General features: G+C 49.1%; 11 protein-coding genes. 6 read left to right on the top strand and 5 right to left on the bottom strand.

Translation table 11 applies throughout. The features are described 5' to 3' along the window. Positions 1-3: 3 nt before the first annotated feature. Both ACESPU_RS04980 and ACESPU_RS04975 read right to left on the bottom strand, forming a co-directional pair. Positions 4-1,602 carry a 4Fe-4S dicluster domain-containing protein gene (locus tag ACESPU_RS04980; protein WP_005862824.1) on the bottom strand — a complete coding sequence of 533 codons (1,599 nt, stop codon included), beginning with the start codon at positions 1,600-1,602 and terminating at the stop codon, positions 4-6. Between the two features lie 6 nt (positions 1,603-1,608). Beyond that, positions 1,609-2,541 carry a DUF362 domain-containing protein gene (locus ACESPU_RS04975; RefSeq protein ID WP_005862822.1) on the bottom strand — a complete coding sequence of 311 codons (933 nt, stop codon included), beginning with the start codon at positions 2,539-2,541 and terminating at the stop codon, positions 1,609-1,611. Positions 2,542-2,778: 237 nt separating this feature from the next. Here ACESPU_RS04975 and ACESPU_RS04970 point away from each other — a divergent pair, with 237 nt between their 5' ends. Both ACESPU_RS04970 and ACESPU_RS04965 read left to right on the top strand, forming a co-directional pair. Continuing rightward, complete coding sequence (locus tag ACESPU_RS04970; RefSeq protein ID WP_373133174.1) at positions 2,779-3,558, top strand: hypothetical protein; 780 nt, start codon at positions 2,779-2,781, stop codon at positions 3,556-3,558. A gap of 3 nt (positions 3,559-3,561) precedes the next feature. Next, entirely contained in the window at positions 3,562-4,443 is an 882-nt protein-coding gene (locus tag ACESPU_RS04965; protein WP_121772626.1) for an aldose 1-epimerase family protein, read from the top strand. A 69-nt stretch (positions 4,444-4,512) separates the two neighbouring features. Here the strand turns inward: ACESPU_RS04965 and ACESPU_RS04960 are convergent, their stop codons facing one another. Together ACESPU_RS04960 and ACESPU_RS04955 are read right to left on the bottom strand one after the other, a co-directional pair. Further along, a complete protein-coding gene (locus ACESPU_RS04960) occupies positions 4,513-5,199 on the bottom strand; it encodes a TrkA family potassium uptake protein (protein ID WP_005862816.1) in 687 nt (228 codons plus the stop codon). A gap of 12 nt (positions 5,200-5,211) precedes the next feature. Further along, positions 5,212-7,032 carry a TrkH family potassium uptake protein gene (locus ACESPU_RS04955; protein ID WP_005857461.1) on the bottom strand — a complete coding sequence of 607 codons (1,821 nt, stop codon included), beginning with the start codon at positions 7,030-7,032 and terminating at the stop codon, positions 5,212-5,214. Between the two features lie 240 nt (positions 7,033-7,272). Between ACESPU_RS04955 and ACESPU_RS04950 the strand changes: the two genes are divergently transcribed. The 4 genes from ACESPU_RS04950 (at position 7,273) to xylE (ending at position 12,518) form a co-directional block, all read left to right on the top strand. After that, positions 7,273-8,013 carry an NUDIX domain-containing protein gene (locus ACESPU_RS04950; RefSeq protein ID WP_005862814.1) on the top strand — a complete coding sequence of 247 codons (741 nt, stop codon included), beginning with the start codon at positions 7,273-7,275 and terminating at the stop codon, positions 8,011-8,013. Positions 8,014-8,025: 12 nt separating this feature from the next. Next, entirely contained in the window at positions 8,026-9,510 is a 1,485-nt protein-coding gene (locus tag ACESPU_RS04945; protein ID WP_005862812.1) for a xylulokinase, read from the top strand. Positions 9,511-9,545: 35 nt separating this feature from the next. Further along, the gene (gene xylA, locus ACESPU_RS04940; protein ID WP_008779754.1) at positions 9,546-10,874 is read left to right on the top strand and encodes a xylose isomerase; all 1,329 of its coding nucleotides are present in this window, start codon (positions 9,546-9,548) and stop codon (positions 10,872-10,874) included. A 96-nt stretch (positions 10,875-10,970) separates the two neighbouring features. Further along, complete coding sequence (xylE, locus tag ACESPU_RS04935) at positions 10,971-12,518, top strand: D-xylose transporter XylE (RefSeq protein ID WP_008779755.1); 1,548 nt, start codon at positions 10,971-10,973, stop codon at positions 12,516-12,518. A gap of 74 nt (positions 12,519-12,592) precedes the next feature. Here xylE and ACESPU_RS04930 read toward each other — a convergent pair whose 3' ends face one another. After that, the gene (locus tag ACESPU_RS04930; protein ID WP_373133173.1) at positions 12,593-15,040 is read right to left on the bottom strand and encodes an ABC transporter permease; all 2,448 of its coding nucleotides are present in this window, start codon (positions 15,038-15,040) and stop codon (positions 12,593-12,595) included. Positions 15,041-15,346: the final 306 nt, after the last annotated feature.

Raw genomic sequence — 15,346 nt, 5'->3', positions numbered from 1 at the left:
CTCTTAGAATCCGAAGTCATCTATTTCTACCTTTTTCACCTCTTCCTCTTTGGGCTTCTCCACGAACTTGTGAACCTCGTTCGCCTTAATGATGATCGCTCTCATCGGGCGTACGGGACAGATCGATTCGCAGCCGCCACAACCGATGCAAAGATCCGGGTTTACTTGCGGGATGGTAAGCGTGCCCTCGTAAGGAACCATATGCACGGCTTGGGTAGGGCAGTGCTCCGAGCAGGCCCCGCAGTCCGTCCCCTCCGTCTTTACGATACAGCGGTTGATGAAGAAGGTGGCGATGCCCACTTGCGTAGTAGCTTTCTCTTCCTTAGTAAGCGGTTTTATAGCGTGCGTGGGGCAAACCTCCGAGCAGACCGTGCATTCGTAGTTGCAATAACTGTCGATGTAAGCGATACGGGGTTTCAACATATAATCAAAGCCGTACTCCAGTCCCGTGGGACGTAGTACATGACTCGGGCATTGAGTCACGCAAATCTGGCATCCGGTACATACATCCTTGAAACGCTCTAAGCTGATCGCTCCCGGCGGTACGATAGGGGGCCATTTCTTGCCGTGCTTACCTTGCCCGTGCTGCCCTTTGCCATGCCCTTTTTCCATTCCTTGGGCAATGGTGGATACGATCGGGAGGGAGGCCGCGGCGGTAGCCCCTGCCGAGAGAAATGTACGGCGGCTGTTCGGAGCGGTAGCCTGTTGGATCACGTCCGTTTGTATGCGAGCTGTTTCGGCTTCTTTCTTGAAGGAAGGCTTGAAACGATATTGCAATCCTCCTTTAGCGCACGAGGACACGCAGTTGAAGCAATTTACGCAACGGGAGGTATCTACGGTGAGGTTCTTGCTGTCGATCGCCTCCGCCTTACAAGTATGCTCGCAATTACCACAATGCGTACAGGCTTCTTTGTCAAAGGAGATCCGGAAAAACGAATACCGGGAGATCAGGCTCAACAGCGTTCCTACCGGGCAAAGCGTATTGCAGAACAACCTTCCCCGGAATACGACCATGATGATGAATACGAGTAGCGCAACCAAAGCGGATATCACGCCGAATACCGTCACGTTGCTAATCGTGACGTGATAAAGCGTATAGTTATCCATCCGTGCCAATCCGTCGGCCAGCAGGTTATTGACCCACATGACGACCGGACGGAACAGGTTGTTCGCTATACGGCCGAAGTTACTGTACGGATCTAGCAACGTACATAATTCGATCATCCCGAAAACAGCCAGTACGAATGTAAGCCCGAGAATAGAGTACCGTAAGATATTCATGGGCTTATGATAGCTGAACCTGCGTACTCCTTTCTTTTTCTTCTTTCCGATACAGAAAACCCGGTTGATAATATCTTGCAATACGCCCGCCGGGCAAATAACCGAGCAATAGATCCGGCCGAACAATAAAGCCAATACGAATTGGAAGACTACCAACCCCGCCATTCCCCCTAAAATAGCGGGCATGATCTGGAGATGCAACAACGTGTGCAGGTTGTCCGGCAATACATCGGCGAAATCAACGAAGAATAAAAGTATGGGTACGAAAATGAGGATCGCGAGTACGACCCGCAATCCTTTTAAGTAATTAGGCTTCTTCATCCTCGATTATATCTTAATACGTTTGATCGTGACATTATCCAGATTCGTTGTACCCAGCTTTAAAGCCTCGCCTTTACCGATATGACCTACGGCGGCCATATCCAGCTTCTTCACTTGGTTGAACAGGCGAAGGGCGGCGGTGTCTATAGCGACGATATTGGTGGAGGCGATCAAGGATTTCAAGGTAGCCACATCGGCCGCGCTCTTTCCTTGCGGGCCGTTTTGGTGCATGATGCGATAAGCGTCCACGATGTTCAATACCGGTTTCTTTTGCCAAGTGCAAATATCGGCGATACATTGTTGCAAATCATTTTGATGGAAGAAACGGCGATCCCATACGATTCCCATATAGTTCTTCATGGCGCAAGTCATCTTCGCCCCACCATGGTTCTTCAATACGGGGACGTTGATCCATGCGTCCGCCTCGATCAGGGCCTCATGGATCTTGGCGCTTTTCAGGTTCACGCCACCCGGAATGGATACTTCCTTAAAATATTTCTCATCGTTGGCAGGCATGATGATACCTCCGGCCTCTTTTACGGCCTCGGCGATCCCGCTCGTCTCATAGCATTTCTGCCAGTTATCGCAGGTGTGGTCGAATACGGTCACTTTAGAGGCGCCGGCCTCCAAGCATTTCTTGACCAAGGCTTTCACTAATTTGGGGTTCGTATTACCGGCCAATTCAGGAGAGCGGTCCCAACCGATATTCGGCTTGATTACGATCTTTTGTCCTTTCTTTACGAAGTTTCCGATACCGCCAAGGGCTTCCAAGGCTTTATCTAGCATCACCTCCGGCTCTCCACCCATAACGGCTACCATATCGGGAGCCTTCTCTACGGCTACGGTGTTCGTGGAAAGGGCCGCTTGCAGACCTTCAAAATTTAAGGATAGAGCCGCGCTAGCGATGACACTGGTCTTTAAAAAATCACGACGTTTCATAATTGTATACTATATTGGTTTATACTTGATTTACGGTACGGTCTTTTTTTACTCGCTTGTTATTCCGAACAAAGATAATGATTATTTTGATATGCGAGTCAACTCCTTTTACAAAGTAGAACTGCTTTTTACTGCAACCCGGGTTGCAGTGATCTTGCGTAATAAGATAAATTCTTGTCGGAAGGCATATCGGTTCTGATAATATTTTTCTACCTTGCGAGGCAAAAAACAGATTGTATGGTTTTATATTGTAGAGTATCATTGAACGCTTTTGTCGAAAGCTTTCGGACTACCTCGGGGCCTGATTCCTTTTTCACGCTTCCGGCGAAGGGGTTGATGCATATCGTGCCGCAAGAGGAGATCGAGTATGGGCTTTCCTTGCTTAGGGAGTCTATCGGCTTGTATGAGGAACGCAAAGGGATACCTGTGGAAAAGAGCAAGAAAGCGATGCCCTTTTTCAGACAGGACAGCCGGATGCTGGTGGGGCCGGAGATAGGCATGTACGTGATCCCTTTGTATGAGAAACCCGGTGAGCCGGCCCAGTCTGCCGAGCCTTCTCTGGTCCTTGAGCTGGACTATCAGTCGTTGGGCGAGCTTTGCCTGTTCGAGAATTATTCCCTGTTGTCCTGCAAGTATGAGAAGGAGCCTATCTTGAACCATTTTACGGCACAATTGGAAAAGGAATACGATACCTTCTTTTTTGATGAGGAGCACACGGGCTTTACGCCTGATTCCCGCTTTTTCTCGATGCTGTGTAACGCCTGTCTGGAGGTGAAGCAGCCTTCCTCGGTGGGGGATAAGGAATGGCGGTTGGCCTCGCTGCAAGCTACGGATGAGGTGCTCTATCGTTATGAGCATGGAAACTTGATCCCATACGTTCCGATATCGATGCCGGTAGACTGCCTGAAACGGGTTTATCTGGAAGATTTCCGGCGACAGCCCTTATTATTCGGGACTTTGAACGGTTTCTTGAAAAGCAAGGGACTTCCCGCCGAACAATTACTAAACTTATCATAAGGAATGAAGACAGTATCAAATCAAGAACTAACGATCCGTGTCTCCGAACATGGAGCGGAGTTGAGTAGTATCGTAGCGAACGCTACGGGAAAGGAGTATCTCTGGCAAGCGGACCCCGCTTTCTGGAAACGTCATTCCCCGGTATTGTTCCCGATCGTCGGGAGCGTATGGAAGGCCGAGTATCGGAACGAGGGAACCGTGTATCCGCTGTCGCAGCACGGCTTTGCACGGGATATGGATTTTACGTTGATCGATGAGGCGGAGAACGAGTTGCGTTTCGCGCTGGAAAGTACCCCGGACACGCTGAGAGCCTATCCGTTCCCTTTCCTTCTGGAGATCGGGTATCGTTTGGAGGGCAATAAGGTGGAGGTGCTTTGGCGTGTGAAGAATACGGGAGATAAGACGATGCATTTCCAGATCGGCGCTCATCCGGCTTTCCTGTACCCGAATTATGAGGTGGATCAACCGGATCGAGGGTATTTCGCTTTCGATGTGAAAAAAGATCTCGTATACCGTGCGCTGGTGGAGAAAGGGTGCGTAGGGGACGTGGTTCGTCCGGTACCTTTGGATGCGGACGGCTTGCTGCCGTTGAATATCCATACGTTCGATATCGATACGTTTATCTTGGAGGACAGCCAGATTAAGCGGGTGGACTTATTGGATGTGGAGAAACGTCCGTACCTTTCGCTCACCTTTACGGCTCCGGTGGTAGGCTTATGGTCTCCGCCTACGAAAAACGCTCCGTTTGTCTGTATCGAACCTTGGTATGGGCGTTGCGACCGGGTGGATTATACGGGTGAGTATAAAGACCGGGATTGGGCATGGCATTTGGAACCGGGAGAGGTCTTCGATGCCTCCTATACGATAGAGATAGCGGGGGCTTGATCGCTTCGTTGATATTAGCCGTAGGCAGACGACGCTGATTATATCGTGATCGTCTGCCTATGTTTTGTTTTAGATGTTGGCTATTTTATTTAATAGCTCCATCTTCCCGAATAAGATCAGTAGATCATCAGCCTCGATCACCAATTCCTCGCTGATGCGGCTGATAACCTTGTATTCTGTTTGTGTGAGTCCGATCAGGTTCTTTTTCTCGTAAGGACGTTCGATCGCTACCAGATGGATGCCGAAATTCTCCTCGAAATCAATATTTTTGATCGTTTGCCCGACAAGAGTGGCCGGTGTCTTGATCTTATAGAGATGTTCCGTATCGGTTACTTTATACCAATGCCTGAACAGGCCGCCTAAAGACGCTTGGGAGGTATACATCGTAGAGAAATCCTCTTCCGGTGTGATAATCTCGCTTACCCCGATCGCACGGATCACAGTCTCATGGATCGATGAGATCGCCCGCACGATCAGTTTGCCCGCATCCAGACTCTTCAATAAAGCGACGGTCTGAACGGAAGTCCCGAAATCCTTACCGAATGTTACGATAATGGCATCCATCTCGCTCAATGGCAGGGTGCTCAATGCCTCTTTGTCCGTGGAGTCCAAGGCGATCGCCCCCGCTATGTCGTTCTTTAGCATATCGACACGATGCAGATCCATGTCTACGCCGATCACCTCATTGCCGACACGTGTCAAGTCCTTCGCTATCGCACGTCCTAAATTCCCTAATCCGATTACTAAATATTTCATGCTATCTTATTTTTACATTAATATATTTTCTTGTGGATATGTATAGTCCTTTTTCGTGTATTCCTTGCAGAAACTTACGAGGAAGGCCAATACCCCGATACGTCCGACCAGCATCGTGCTGATAATGATGATTTTCCCGATAGGGGTGAGGTGAGGGGTATAATCGATACTCAAGCCTACGGTACTCAAGGCGGAAACAACCTCGAACAATAGGGAGAACAGCGGCGCCCCTTTTTCCGTATAGGATAATACCCACGTAGCGATCGCCACCCACATGAAGTACATCATGATGATAGCGAATGCCCGGCGGATAGCGAATGGGGCGATCTCCCGTTTTCTCACTTCCACTTTATCTTTCTCACGTGCGGCGTTCAAGGTCGTAACCAGAGCTACGAAAACGGTGGTCACTTTCAAGCCGCCGCCGGTGGACATAGGGGCGGCTCCGATTACCATAAGGATCAACGTCAGCATTAAGGTCGGAGGGGCCAATGTAGCCATATCCGCTACGTTGAATCCTGCCGTTCTAGGCGTGACGGCGCCTAAGAACGCATTTGCCAGTTTCCCCCGCAGGGGAAGGTCGCCCAAGGTATTGTCATACTCGAAAAAGAGGTAGAAAGCCGTTCCGGTAATTAACAGGATCAAGGTAGATATAACAACAATGTACGTATGTACATTAATAATACGGGGCGTATGGATATAATGCTTTTGCTTACCGATCAATATCTTGATACCATTCATCAGCAAGTGATGCAAGAGTTTCAGGTAATTGAAGACGATCGGGAAGCCCAAGCCTCCGAATATAATCAGCATGGCTATCCAGAAATGGAGGTTGTACTTATCCGCCACTAACGGATCGTACATATTGCCGCTCAAGGTAGAGATCCCTGCGTTACAAAAAGCGGACACGGCATGAAACATTGCGTAGAATAATTCCTGCTGCGTACCTCCCGGCAGGCTTCCCCGTACGTCCATATAAATAAAATAGGCGCCGATCCCCTCGATAAACAAGGTCACGAAAAGAATGTTTAAGATGACCCGGAACAACCCTCCCGTCCGATCCTCGTTCAACATATCTTTCAGCATCATCTTGCTCGTAAAAGAGGATTTCCCCATGAAGGAGAGGGCGAAGAAAGAGGTAAATGTCATGACCCCGATACCGCCGATCTGTATTAAAATCATGATGATAATATGCCCGATATGCGTGAAACTAGTGGCTACGTCGACGGTGGTTAGTCCGGTTACGCATACCGAGGTCGTGGAGATAAACAAAGCGTCGATAAACGGAATCCGGTGCGTAGTGGCGTTCGGCAACGATAGCAACCCGGCCCCGACCAATATCACGAACACGAAACTGAGCAAGAAAAGCAACGAGGGCTTGATCCGTGTCTGCATCAGCGTGAACGTCTGCCGGGATAAGTGAATCGTGCTAAGCAGCAATAATAAGACATATACGAAGAGAGGTTTCGTAAGGAAAGACAAATAAGGCAAAGAGTGCGCTATGGCATCCTTGAAAAATATCTTGCTGGATAATACGGCGAATAAAAGGAAATAGATGCTGATATCGAGATACAACATTTTCTCCTGTATGATTTCTTGGAACCTCACCACGTACCGGAGTGTTATGCCCGTGAAAAAAGCTAGCAGGATGAATGGGCGGGAGCGCTCTAGGATATGGACGGAATCGGGTGTCTGTACAAAGCCGAATTGGTAGATCAATACGAAGAAAGAGGCTAAGGAGGCGAGTAGGATAATCGCTTCCGCTATCCCGTTCAATAATCCCTTCATTTTACCCCAATAAATCAGCCAAGAGAAGTATATGTTTTTTAGATTCATGTCCGATGTTTTATAAATATAACAAATGTAGGAAATAAAAGTTAGAGGTACGTGAAAGCGCCTTCATTATTTGTTCTCATACTAATTGTTTTACTTACATTATGTGTTGTATAGCATATTGTATGATGTACGATACTGAAATATCAGAAAAATAATCAATTAGGAGGTGCAAAAAAGACCTTTTGTAATTGCTTTGTTTAGAAAAATACTTATATTTGCGCAAATCTAATTACTGATATCATGGATACACAAAACGAGAATAGAGAGATGCTTTCCCCCTATGTTTCCGTAGACTGCGTTCTTCTCGGCATCAATGATGACAAGCTCACCGTGCTGTTGGCGGAGCGGAAAAGTGAGGAAGGCGAGTTGATCGGCTATAAATTACCCGGCAGCCTGATCTATGAGAACGAGGATTTAGATGACGCCGCCTATCGGATACTGAATGATTCGACCGGCTTGAAGCGTGTCCAATTGAAACAATTCCGTTGTTTCGGTTCTCCCGCCCGTACCTCGAACCGGTTGGACGTGATGTGGCTGGAGGCGACTTCCAAGGTGAAGATCGGACGGTTGATCACGGTCGCTTATCTCGCCTTGTGCAAGAATAGCAGGAAGACGTGTCCGGCCGATAAATCCGACTCGATCCGTTGGTGCCCTATCGACGATCTTCCTCGCTTGCCATTCGATCATAAAGAGATTATCGAGGCTGCCATACAGGAGATCCGTAATTGGGTAGAGAAGGAACCCGCCATCATTTTCGACTATATGCCGATGAAGTTCACGGCGTTCCAGCTCAGGCGCACGTACGAGGTGATCTATAACCGTGAGATGGACGTGCGTAATTTTCATAAGAAGATGAATTCCTTGGATTACGTGGTACCCACGGAGGATATGCAAGATGGGGTCGCCCATCGTGCCGCCCGGTATTATCGGTTTGATAAGGTGAAATATAATCAACAACGTTCGAAGTTTAATAAGATATAAAACCATACGATTATGTGTTTGTTAGGATGTGATATTGGAAGTTCTTCCATCAAGGTCTCTATCGTCGATGAGGAGACCGGGTTAACAATAGGTGCGGATTTTTATCCCAAAGAAGAGGCCCCGATCAAGGCGTTGCGTCCGGGGTGGGCGGAGCAAAATCCGGAGGATTGGTGGTCGTACGTGAAGATCGCTATGAAAGGTGCCATGAGCAAGGCGAAGGTGAAAGGCGAGGATATCAAGGCGATCGGTATCTCGTACCAGATGCATGGCTTGGTGGTGGTGGACAAGAAGATGGAGGTGCTTCGTCCATCTATTATCTGGTGCGATAGCCGTGCTGTTCCTTATGGCGAGCGTGCGTTTAAGAATATAGGCGAGAAGCGATGCCTTTCCCACCTATTGAACTCGCCGGGTAATTTTACCGCTTCTAAGCTGGCTTGGATCAAGGAGTACGAGCCGGATATCTACGACCGTATCCATAAGATCATGTTGCCGGGAGATTTCATCGCTATGCGCCTGACGGGGGATATCGTGACTACGGTTTCCGGTTTGTCGGAGGGGATTTTCTGGGACTTCAAGAATAATGCCTTATCGGAGGATTTGATGAATTATTATGGATTCAGTAAGGATCTGATTGCCGATATCCGTCCGACGTTCGGTTTGCAGGGCGAGGTTACCGCCTCGGTCGCGGCCGAGTTGGGACTGAAGAAAGGTACGCCGGTTACCTATCGTGCGGGCGACCAACCGAATAACGCATTATCATTGAATGTATTGAATCCGGGCGAGATAGCGGCTACCGGCGGGACTTCCGGAGTGGTGTATGGTGTGAACGGCAAGGTGAATTACGATACGCTTTCCCGTGTGAATACGTTCGCCCACGTGAACCATACGACGGAGCAGACCCGCTTGGGTGTCTTGTTGTGCATCAACGGGGTCGGTATCCTTAATTCTTGGATCAAACGGAATATAGCGCCGGAAGGTATCAACTATAATGAGTTGAATGATTTGGCGGCTACGGTTCCTATCGGCTGCGACGGCCTTTCGATCTTGCCGTTCGGAAACGGGGCGGAGCGTATGTTGCAGAATAAGCAGATCGATTGCTCGGTTCATGGATTGAACTTCAACATACATACCAAGGCCCATATGGCTAGGGCGGCGCAAGAAGGTATCGTGTTCGCCTTTAAATACGGTATGGATATCATGAATGAGATGGGGATCGATATTCAGGTAATCCGTGCGGGGAACGCGAACTTGTTCTTAAGCCCGATCTTCCGGGATGCCTTGGCGGGCGTGACGGGTACGGTGATCGAACTGTATGATACGAATGGTGCGGTAGGCGCGGCCAAGGGGGCCGGTATTGGCGCCGGTATCTACAAGAACGCAGAAGAAGCGTTCGCTTCCTTGAAGAAGATCAACGTGATCGAGCCGGACGGTTTCAAGGCGAATGCTTATTGCGGGGCGTTCGAGACGTGGAAAGAACGCTTGGAACAATCTATTTAACGGCTGAATTATTTACATTTTTAATATATATTATTATGAGTTACTTTAAAGGAGAGAAAGAATTTTTCCCGGGAATCGGACAGATTCAGTTTGAGGGACGTGAGTCAAAAAATCCGTTGGCATTTCATTATTATGACGCGGATAAGGTAGTTATGGGTAAAACACTAAAGGATCATTTGCGCTTCGCTATGGCTTATTGGCATACCTTATGTGCTGAGGGAGGTGATCAGTTTGGTGGTGGAACAAAATCATTCCCTTGGAATGACAGTGCGGACGCTATCACCCGTGCGAAGTACAAGATGGACGCCGCTTTCGAGTTTATGACCAAATGTAATATTCCTTACTATTGCTTCCACGACGTGGACGTGGTGGACGAGGCTCCTACGCTAAGCGAGTTCGAGAAACGTTTGCAGACGATGGTGGAACATGCCAAGGAGCATCAAGCCGCTACCGGAAAGAAGCTTCTATGGTCTACCGCAAACGTCTTCAGCAATAAGCGTTATATGAACGGCGCCGCTACGAACCCTTATTTCCCGACCGTGGCATGCGCCGGCACGCAGATCAAGAACGCTATCGACGCTTGTATCGCTTTAGGGGGCGAGAACTATGTATTCTGGGGCGGCCGTGAGGGTTATATGAGCCTATTGAACACGAACATGAAACGAGAGAAGGATCATTTAGCCATGATGTTGACGATGGCCCGTGATTATGGCCGTAAGAACGGTTTCAAGGGTACGTTCCTGATCGAGCCGAAACCGATGGAACCGACGAAACATCAATATGACGTGGATTCGGAGACCGTGATCGGTTTCCTTCGCCATTATGGATTGGACAAGGATTTCGCCTTGAATATCGAGGTAAACCACGCTACCTTGGCCGGACATACATTCGAGCATGAGTTGCAAGCCGCCGCCGATGCCGGCATGTTGTGCAGTATTGACGCGAACCGTGGCGATTACCAGAATGGTTGGGATACGGATCAATTCCCGATGGATATCTATGAGCTGGCACAGGCTTGGCTGGTCATCCTTGAGGGAGGTGGCTTGACTACCGGAGGTACGAACTTCGACGCCAAGACCCGCCGTAATTCTACGGACTTGGAGGATATCTTCATCGCTCATATCGGTGGTATGGACGCTTTCGCCCGTGCCTTGATGATCGCCGCCGATATCCTTGAGCACTCAGATTACCGCAAGATGCGTGCCGAGCGCTACGCTAGTTTCGATGCCGGTGAGGGCAAGGCATTCGAGGATGGCAAGCTTACGCTGGAAGATCTTCGTACGATCGCTTTGCGTGACGGCGAGCCGAAACAGATCAGCGGTAAGCAGGAGTTATACGAGATGATTGTAAATCTGCACATCTAAATAATTGAAAATTGAGAATTGAAAATTGAAAATTATCGTGCGTAAGCCCTAGTTTTCAGCTCTCAATTCTCGGTTTTTCACTTATAAATCTATTCCATGAAAAATAACAACACTTATATTTTCGCTCTAACCTTGGTTGCTACCTTGGGAGGTTTACTGTTCGGGTATGACACGGCGGTGATCTCCGGTACGGTGGAATCTTTGCGTAAGTTTTTCATCGAGCCGCAAGGATTTCCGTTGGATCAGGCGAACGCTTTGGAGGGCTTCGTGGTAAGTAGTGCGTTGATCGGATGTATCCTCGGCGCCTCGTTCGCCGGGTGGATCAGCCAGCGTTACGGCAGGAAGCCTACGTTGATACTGGCCGCTATCCTTTTCTTGCTTTCCGCTATCGGCTCGGCTTGGCCGGAGCTGTTTATCGGCATGCCCGGAAGTGGCGATCATACGTTTATGTATGCGTTCGTGGCTTATCGTATTCTGGGAGGTATCGGTGTGGGGCTGGCCTCCATGGTATCGCCGATGTATATCGCCGAGGTGGCTCCGGCCGATCGCCGGGGGAATCTGGTGGCATGGAACCAGTTTGCCATTATCTTTGGTATGCTGGTGGTATATTTCGTGAATTATACGATCGCCCTTCAAGGAGATGCCGCTTGGCTGAATACGATCGGCTGGCGTTGGATGTTCGCTTCCGAGATTATTCCGGCGGTATTGTTCCTCTCGTTCTTGATGTTCGTGCCGGAGACGCCTCGTTATCTCGTGATGCGTGGGCGTACGGAGAAGGCGTTGGGCGTCTTGAGCCATTTGATGGATCAGGCGGACGCTGGCCGTGAGCTGGAGGATATACGGAATAGTTTCAAGGAGAAAGCTCCGTCGATGAAGCCTTACTTCCGGTTTATGGGGACTTGGCTGGCGCTGTTCTTGGCCGGCTACGGGTTGTTGTCGTGGGCAGGTAATACGAATGCGTTGGAGATCGCCTTGTTGGCTAGTTTCTGTATCGCCTTGCTGTTCCCGATCCGGTCGTTTGGCGTGCTGATCATCTTGGTGGGCGTGTTGCTCTCCGGTTTCCAGCAATTCGTGGGGATCAACGTGGTGCTTTACTATGCCCCGGAGATCTTCAAGACGATGGGAGCGGCCACGGACGCCGCCCTTTTGCAACAGATCGTGGTAGGGGCGGTGAACCTGTCGTTTACCGTATTGGCTATTTTCACGGTGGATAAGTTCGGACGCCGTCCGTTGATGATTATCGGGGCGCTCGTCATGGCGGTATCTATGTTGATCTTGGGAACTACTTTCTATACGCGTTCGGTGGGTATGGGATCATTGGTCTGCATGCTGGTTTATACGGCGGGATTCGCTATGTCGTGGGGCCCGGTCTGCTGGGTGCTGCTGGCCGAGATCTTCCCGAACTCGATCCGCTCCACGGTGATGAGTATCGCCGTAGCGGCGCAGTGGATTGCCAACTTCTTGGTATCATGGACATTCCCAATGCTGGATAAGAATCAATACTTGACCGATACGTTCAATCACGGTATGGCCTATTGGATCTATGGCGTGATGGGTATATTGGCGGCGTTGTTCATCTGGAAATTTGTCCCCGAGACGAAAGGAAAGACGCTGGAGGAGATGGAAGGTTATTGGAAACGGTAACCAAACCTGAGACAAGATAATATATGAGTAAAAAAGGACGGATCAATCTACCCGTCCTTTTTTCGTAATGAACCTTAATGCCCCAATTTAGACGCCGGATTTGCCATCGCCGCCCGATAGCTCTGGAAAGTGACCGTAGATACGGTCAGTGTCATTATGATTACCAAAGCCACTAAAAATACCCATACGTAGATCGGCGTTTTATAAGCGAAGCTTCGTAGCCAAACATTCACCCCGTAATAAGCAAGCGGGATCGAGATAATAAAACAGACGAGCGTGATCCGGAGGAAAGACGAGTTCAGCATCCAAAGGATCTGCCGGACCGTGGACCCATGTACTTTCCGCACGGCTATCTCCTTTTCCCGTCCCTGTAGCTCAAAGATAACCAGTCCGAATACTCCCACGAGGGATAAAAAGACGGCCATCAGGCAAAGGGCGGTAATCAGCGTTCCCTGCCGCCCACTTTTACTGTAAAGCTCCTCCAGCGCCGTATCAAAGAAATGGATATCGGCCGGATAACCCGGGATCAATTCATCCGTTACCTTCCGGATATGCTCGATAGCCGTCCGGGGATTTCCGCCGGCGATCTTGACATAAGCGTATCTTTCCGGCACCGAACGGCGGTAATGATTCTTAGCCGAGGTCCAAAGCCCCATCGGGCGTAACTCTTTATACAGGGATTCATAATGGACATCCTCAAAGATACCGACAATCCGTACCGGTATATCATTATCCGTGATGCTTGTTCCTACCAAGTCCGATAGGTCGTCCGGTTTCTCGGGGGAAACACCCGAGGCGATCTCTCTCGCTGCCGTCTCGCTAAGGAGGCAAACAGCCTGCGTGTTATTTGCCGCCTCATCCGTCGGCCGGAACTTCCTTCCGGCGATCATCTTTACCTCCATTAGCTCCGGGAAATTGGCGGATACTCCCAGCCAGCTCATATAATAATGTTGGCCTTTGTAATTATACCCGATGAAAGAACGTGATTCGTCCGAGACAAATTTGAACTCACTAAAGGAAACATCACGGATAGCGGGGCTTTCCAAGAGACGTGCCTTGAACAATTCGCCCTTTTTCAAGGCCGCCCCCATGCTTAGTCTTACCTCCAGTACGTTTTCTTTATTGAATCCCAAGTCCACGTTTCCTATATATCTGTTTTGCAAGGAGACGAACAACGCTGCGACAATCAGCGTGATCGAGATAACGAACTGGAACCCTATAAGTAACTTGCGAGTGTTCTTGGCCCGGTCGCTAAGGGTAAAAGACTTATTCAGCGCTATGACAGGAGGAAACGAGGTGATATAGAAAGCGGGATACAAACCGGCCAGTATACCGCCGCCTGCGACAAGGAAGAATGTGTATGCCGGAATCTTCCAGTTGGCATACAGATCCAACGGATGCCCCACCATATTCGTGACCCATTGCACGTTATTCAAAAATAACAGGAAAAGCAAGGCGAGGAAGAAGGCGACAACCGAGATTCCCAAGGACTCCAAGACCAGATACTTCCGTAGCGTGGCGTCCGAGCTTCCCAGCACTTTCTGGATGGTGATCGACTTGGTGCGTATCGGCGCCAAGGCTATCGACAGGTTGATATAATTGACCAAGGCGATACCTATGATCAGGATGGCGATAAAGAATAACATATTCGTCCGTAGCTTATTACCGATGGGAGCGGCGTCCGCTCGGACCGGCTGGCCGAAATAGAGATCAGACAAGGGCCGGAGGCGCATATCCTCGATCGTGAAACTTTTCAGGAAAGCCCGGCTATCGGCCATATAGGTCTCGGTAGTGACAGAGGCGGATTCCGGCGTCGACATCAGCAGATAACAATAGTAAAGGCCGGTATGCCAGTTTTCCATCATCTCTTTCTCCATGATCGGGATATACAGGGCATTCTTCACCCGGGTGTTTTCCGGGAAATCGCGAAAGACGCCTCCCACGATATATGCCGGCTCAAAACTAAGCCCATATATAATCGAGCCTTCGGCCCCGGCGAACTCCGACAGATAAACCGGCTTCCCGATAGGATTTTCCTCGCCGAAGAGTTTCCGGGCCATGCTCTCCGGGATCAGCGTCCCTTCCGGACGTTTCAGGCAATCCGTATCGCCGGCCACCAGCTCGAAGCCAAAGACCTTGGTATATCCCGGGGTGATCCGTTCCACCTGCTCCATATAGCTCCGTGCGTCGGGTCCTTCACTGGCTGATATCCCAAAACGTACGGAGGAGTAAACAAGGTTGTTTGTGATAGCGGCCGCTTCTATATAAGGGGAGGCGGCGATGAAACGCTCGAGTTGTGGACGTGCGAAATTAGCCTCCCATATCCCGTCATCCCGCTTGTTTTCTAACTGAAAAATCCTTTCCCTGTTCAAGAGGGAAGCGTCGAAGCTATATTCATGACCGACATGTATGCTTATTAGCATGAATAACAGGAAAGCGAAGCTAAGTCCTAAAAGATTAGTGACCGTCGCTAATTTATAATGTCTCAAGACATAAAGCAGGTTCTTGAATGTACTTTGCATGGTATAAGTTCTTTTAATTTTAAACCCTTTGATCTGGAAATACAAAGCAAAGCTATTCCTTTATTTACGTTCCTGTGTTATTTTTTTGACAAACGGTTACTTTCTGTTGATGAATTGTGATATTATCAATAATTTCCTTATTTTTGCCATCATACTTCAAAAAGAAACAAGCGCTATGTTACACAAAGGCTATCGGATGCTTTTCAACTGCCTGATGTTTTATCTCTAGCAGATACTCTCCCTATATAAACTCATGGGGGCGGGGATGCCCGTCCTGTGTAACAATAAAAAATAACCTTGATGAGG

It is taken from the genome of Parabacteroides sp. 20_3 (genome assembly GCF_964238835.1).
GTDB lineage: Bacteria > Bacteroidota > Bacteroidia > Bacteroidales > Tannerellaceae > Parabacteroides > Parabacteroides distasonis.
The sequence above is the reverse complement of the archived record's forward strand: the minus strand, read 5'-3'. Positions and strand labels throughout refer to the sequence as shown.

What these genes read in the sequence shown, in the direction of transcription:
- ACESPU_RS04980 (WP_005862824.1), bottom strand. Translation starts at nt 1,602, where the DNA reads ATGAAGAAGCCTAATTACTTAAAAGGATTGCGGGTCGTACTCGCGATC.
- ACESPU_RS04975 (WP_005862822.1), bottom strand. Translation starts at nt 2,541, where the DNA reads ATGAAACGTCGTGATTTTTTAAAGACCAGTGTCATCGCTAGCGCGGCT.
- ACESPU_RS04970 (WP_373133174.1), top strand. Translation starts at nt 2,779, where the DNA reads ATGGTTTTATATTGTAGAGTATCATTGAACGCTTTTGTCGAAAGCTTT.
- ACESPU_RS04965 (WP_121772626.1), top strand. Translation starts at nt 3,562, where the DNA reads ATGAAGACAGTATCAAATCAAGAACTAACGATCCGTGTCTCCGAACAT.
- ACESPU_RS04960 (WP_005862816.1), bottom strand. Translation starts at nt 5,199, where the DNA reads ATGAAATATTTAGTAATCGGATTAGGGAATTTAGGACGTGCGATAGCG.
- ACESPU_RS04955 (WP_005857461.1), bottom strand. Translation starts at nt 7,032, where the DNA reads ATGAATCTAAAAAACATATACTTCTCTTGGCTGATTTATTGGGGTAAA.
- ACESPU_RS04950 (WP_005862814.1), top strand. Translation starts at nt 7,273, where the DNA reads ATGGATACACAAAACGAGAATAGAGAGATGCTTTCCCCCTATGTTTCC.
- ACESPU_RS04945 (WP_005862812.1), top strand. Translation starts at nt 8,026, where the DNA reads ATGTGTTTGTTAGGATGTGATATTGGAAGTTCTTCCATCAAGGTCTCT.
- xylA (WP_008779754.1), top strand. Translation starts at nt 9,546, where the DNA reads ATGAGTTACTTTAAAGGAGAGAAAGAATTTTTCCCGGGAATCGGACAG.
- xylE (WP_008779755.1), top strand. Translation starts at nt 10,971, where the DNA reads ATGAAAAATAACAACACTTATATTTTCGCTCTAACCTTGGTTGCTACC.
- ACESPU_RS04930 (WP_373133173.1), bottom strand. Translation starts at nt 15,040, where the DNA reads ATGCAAAGTACATTCAAGAACCTGCTTTATGTCTTGAGACATTATAAA.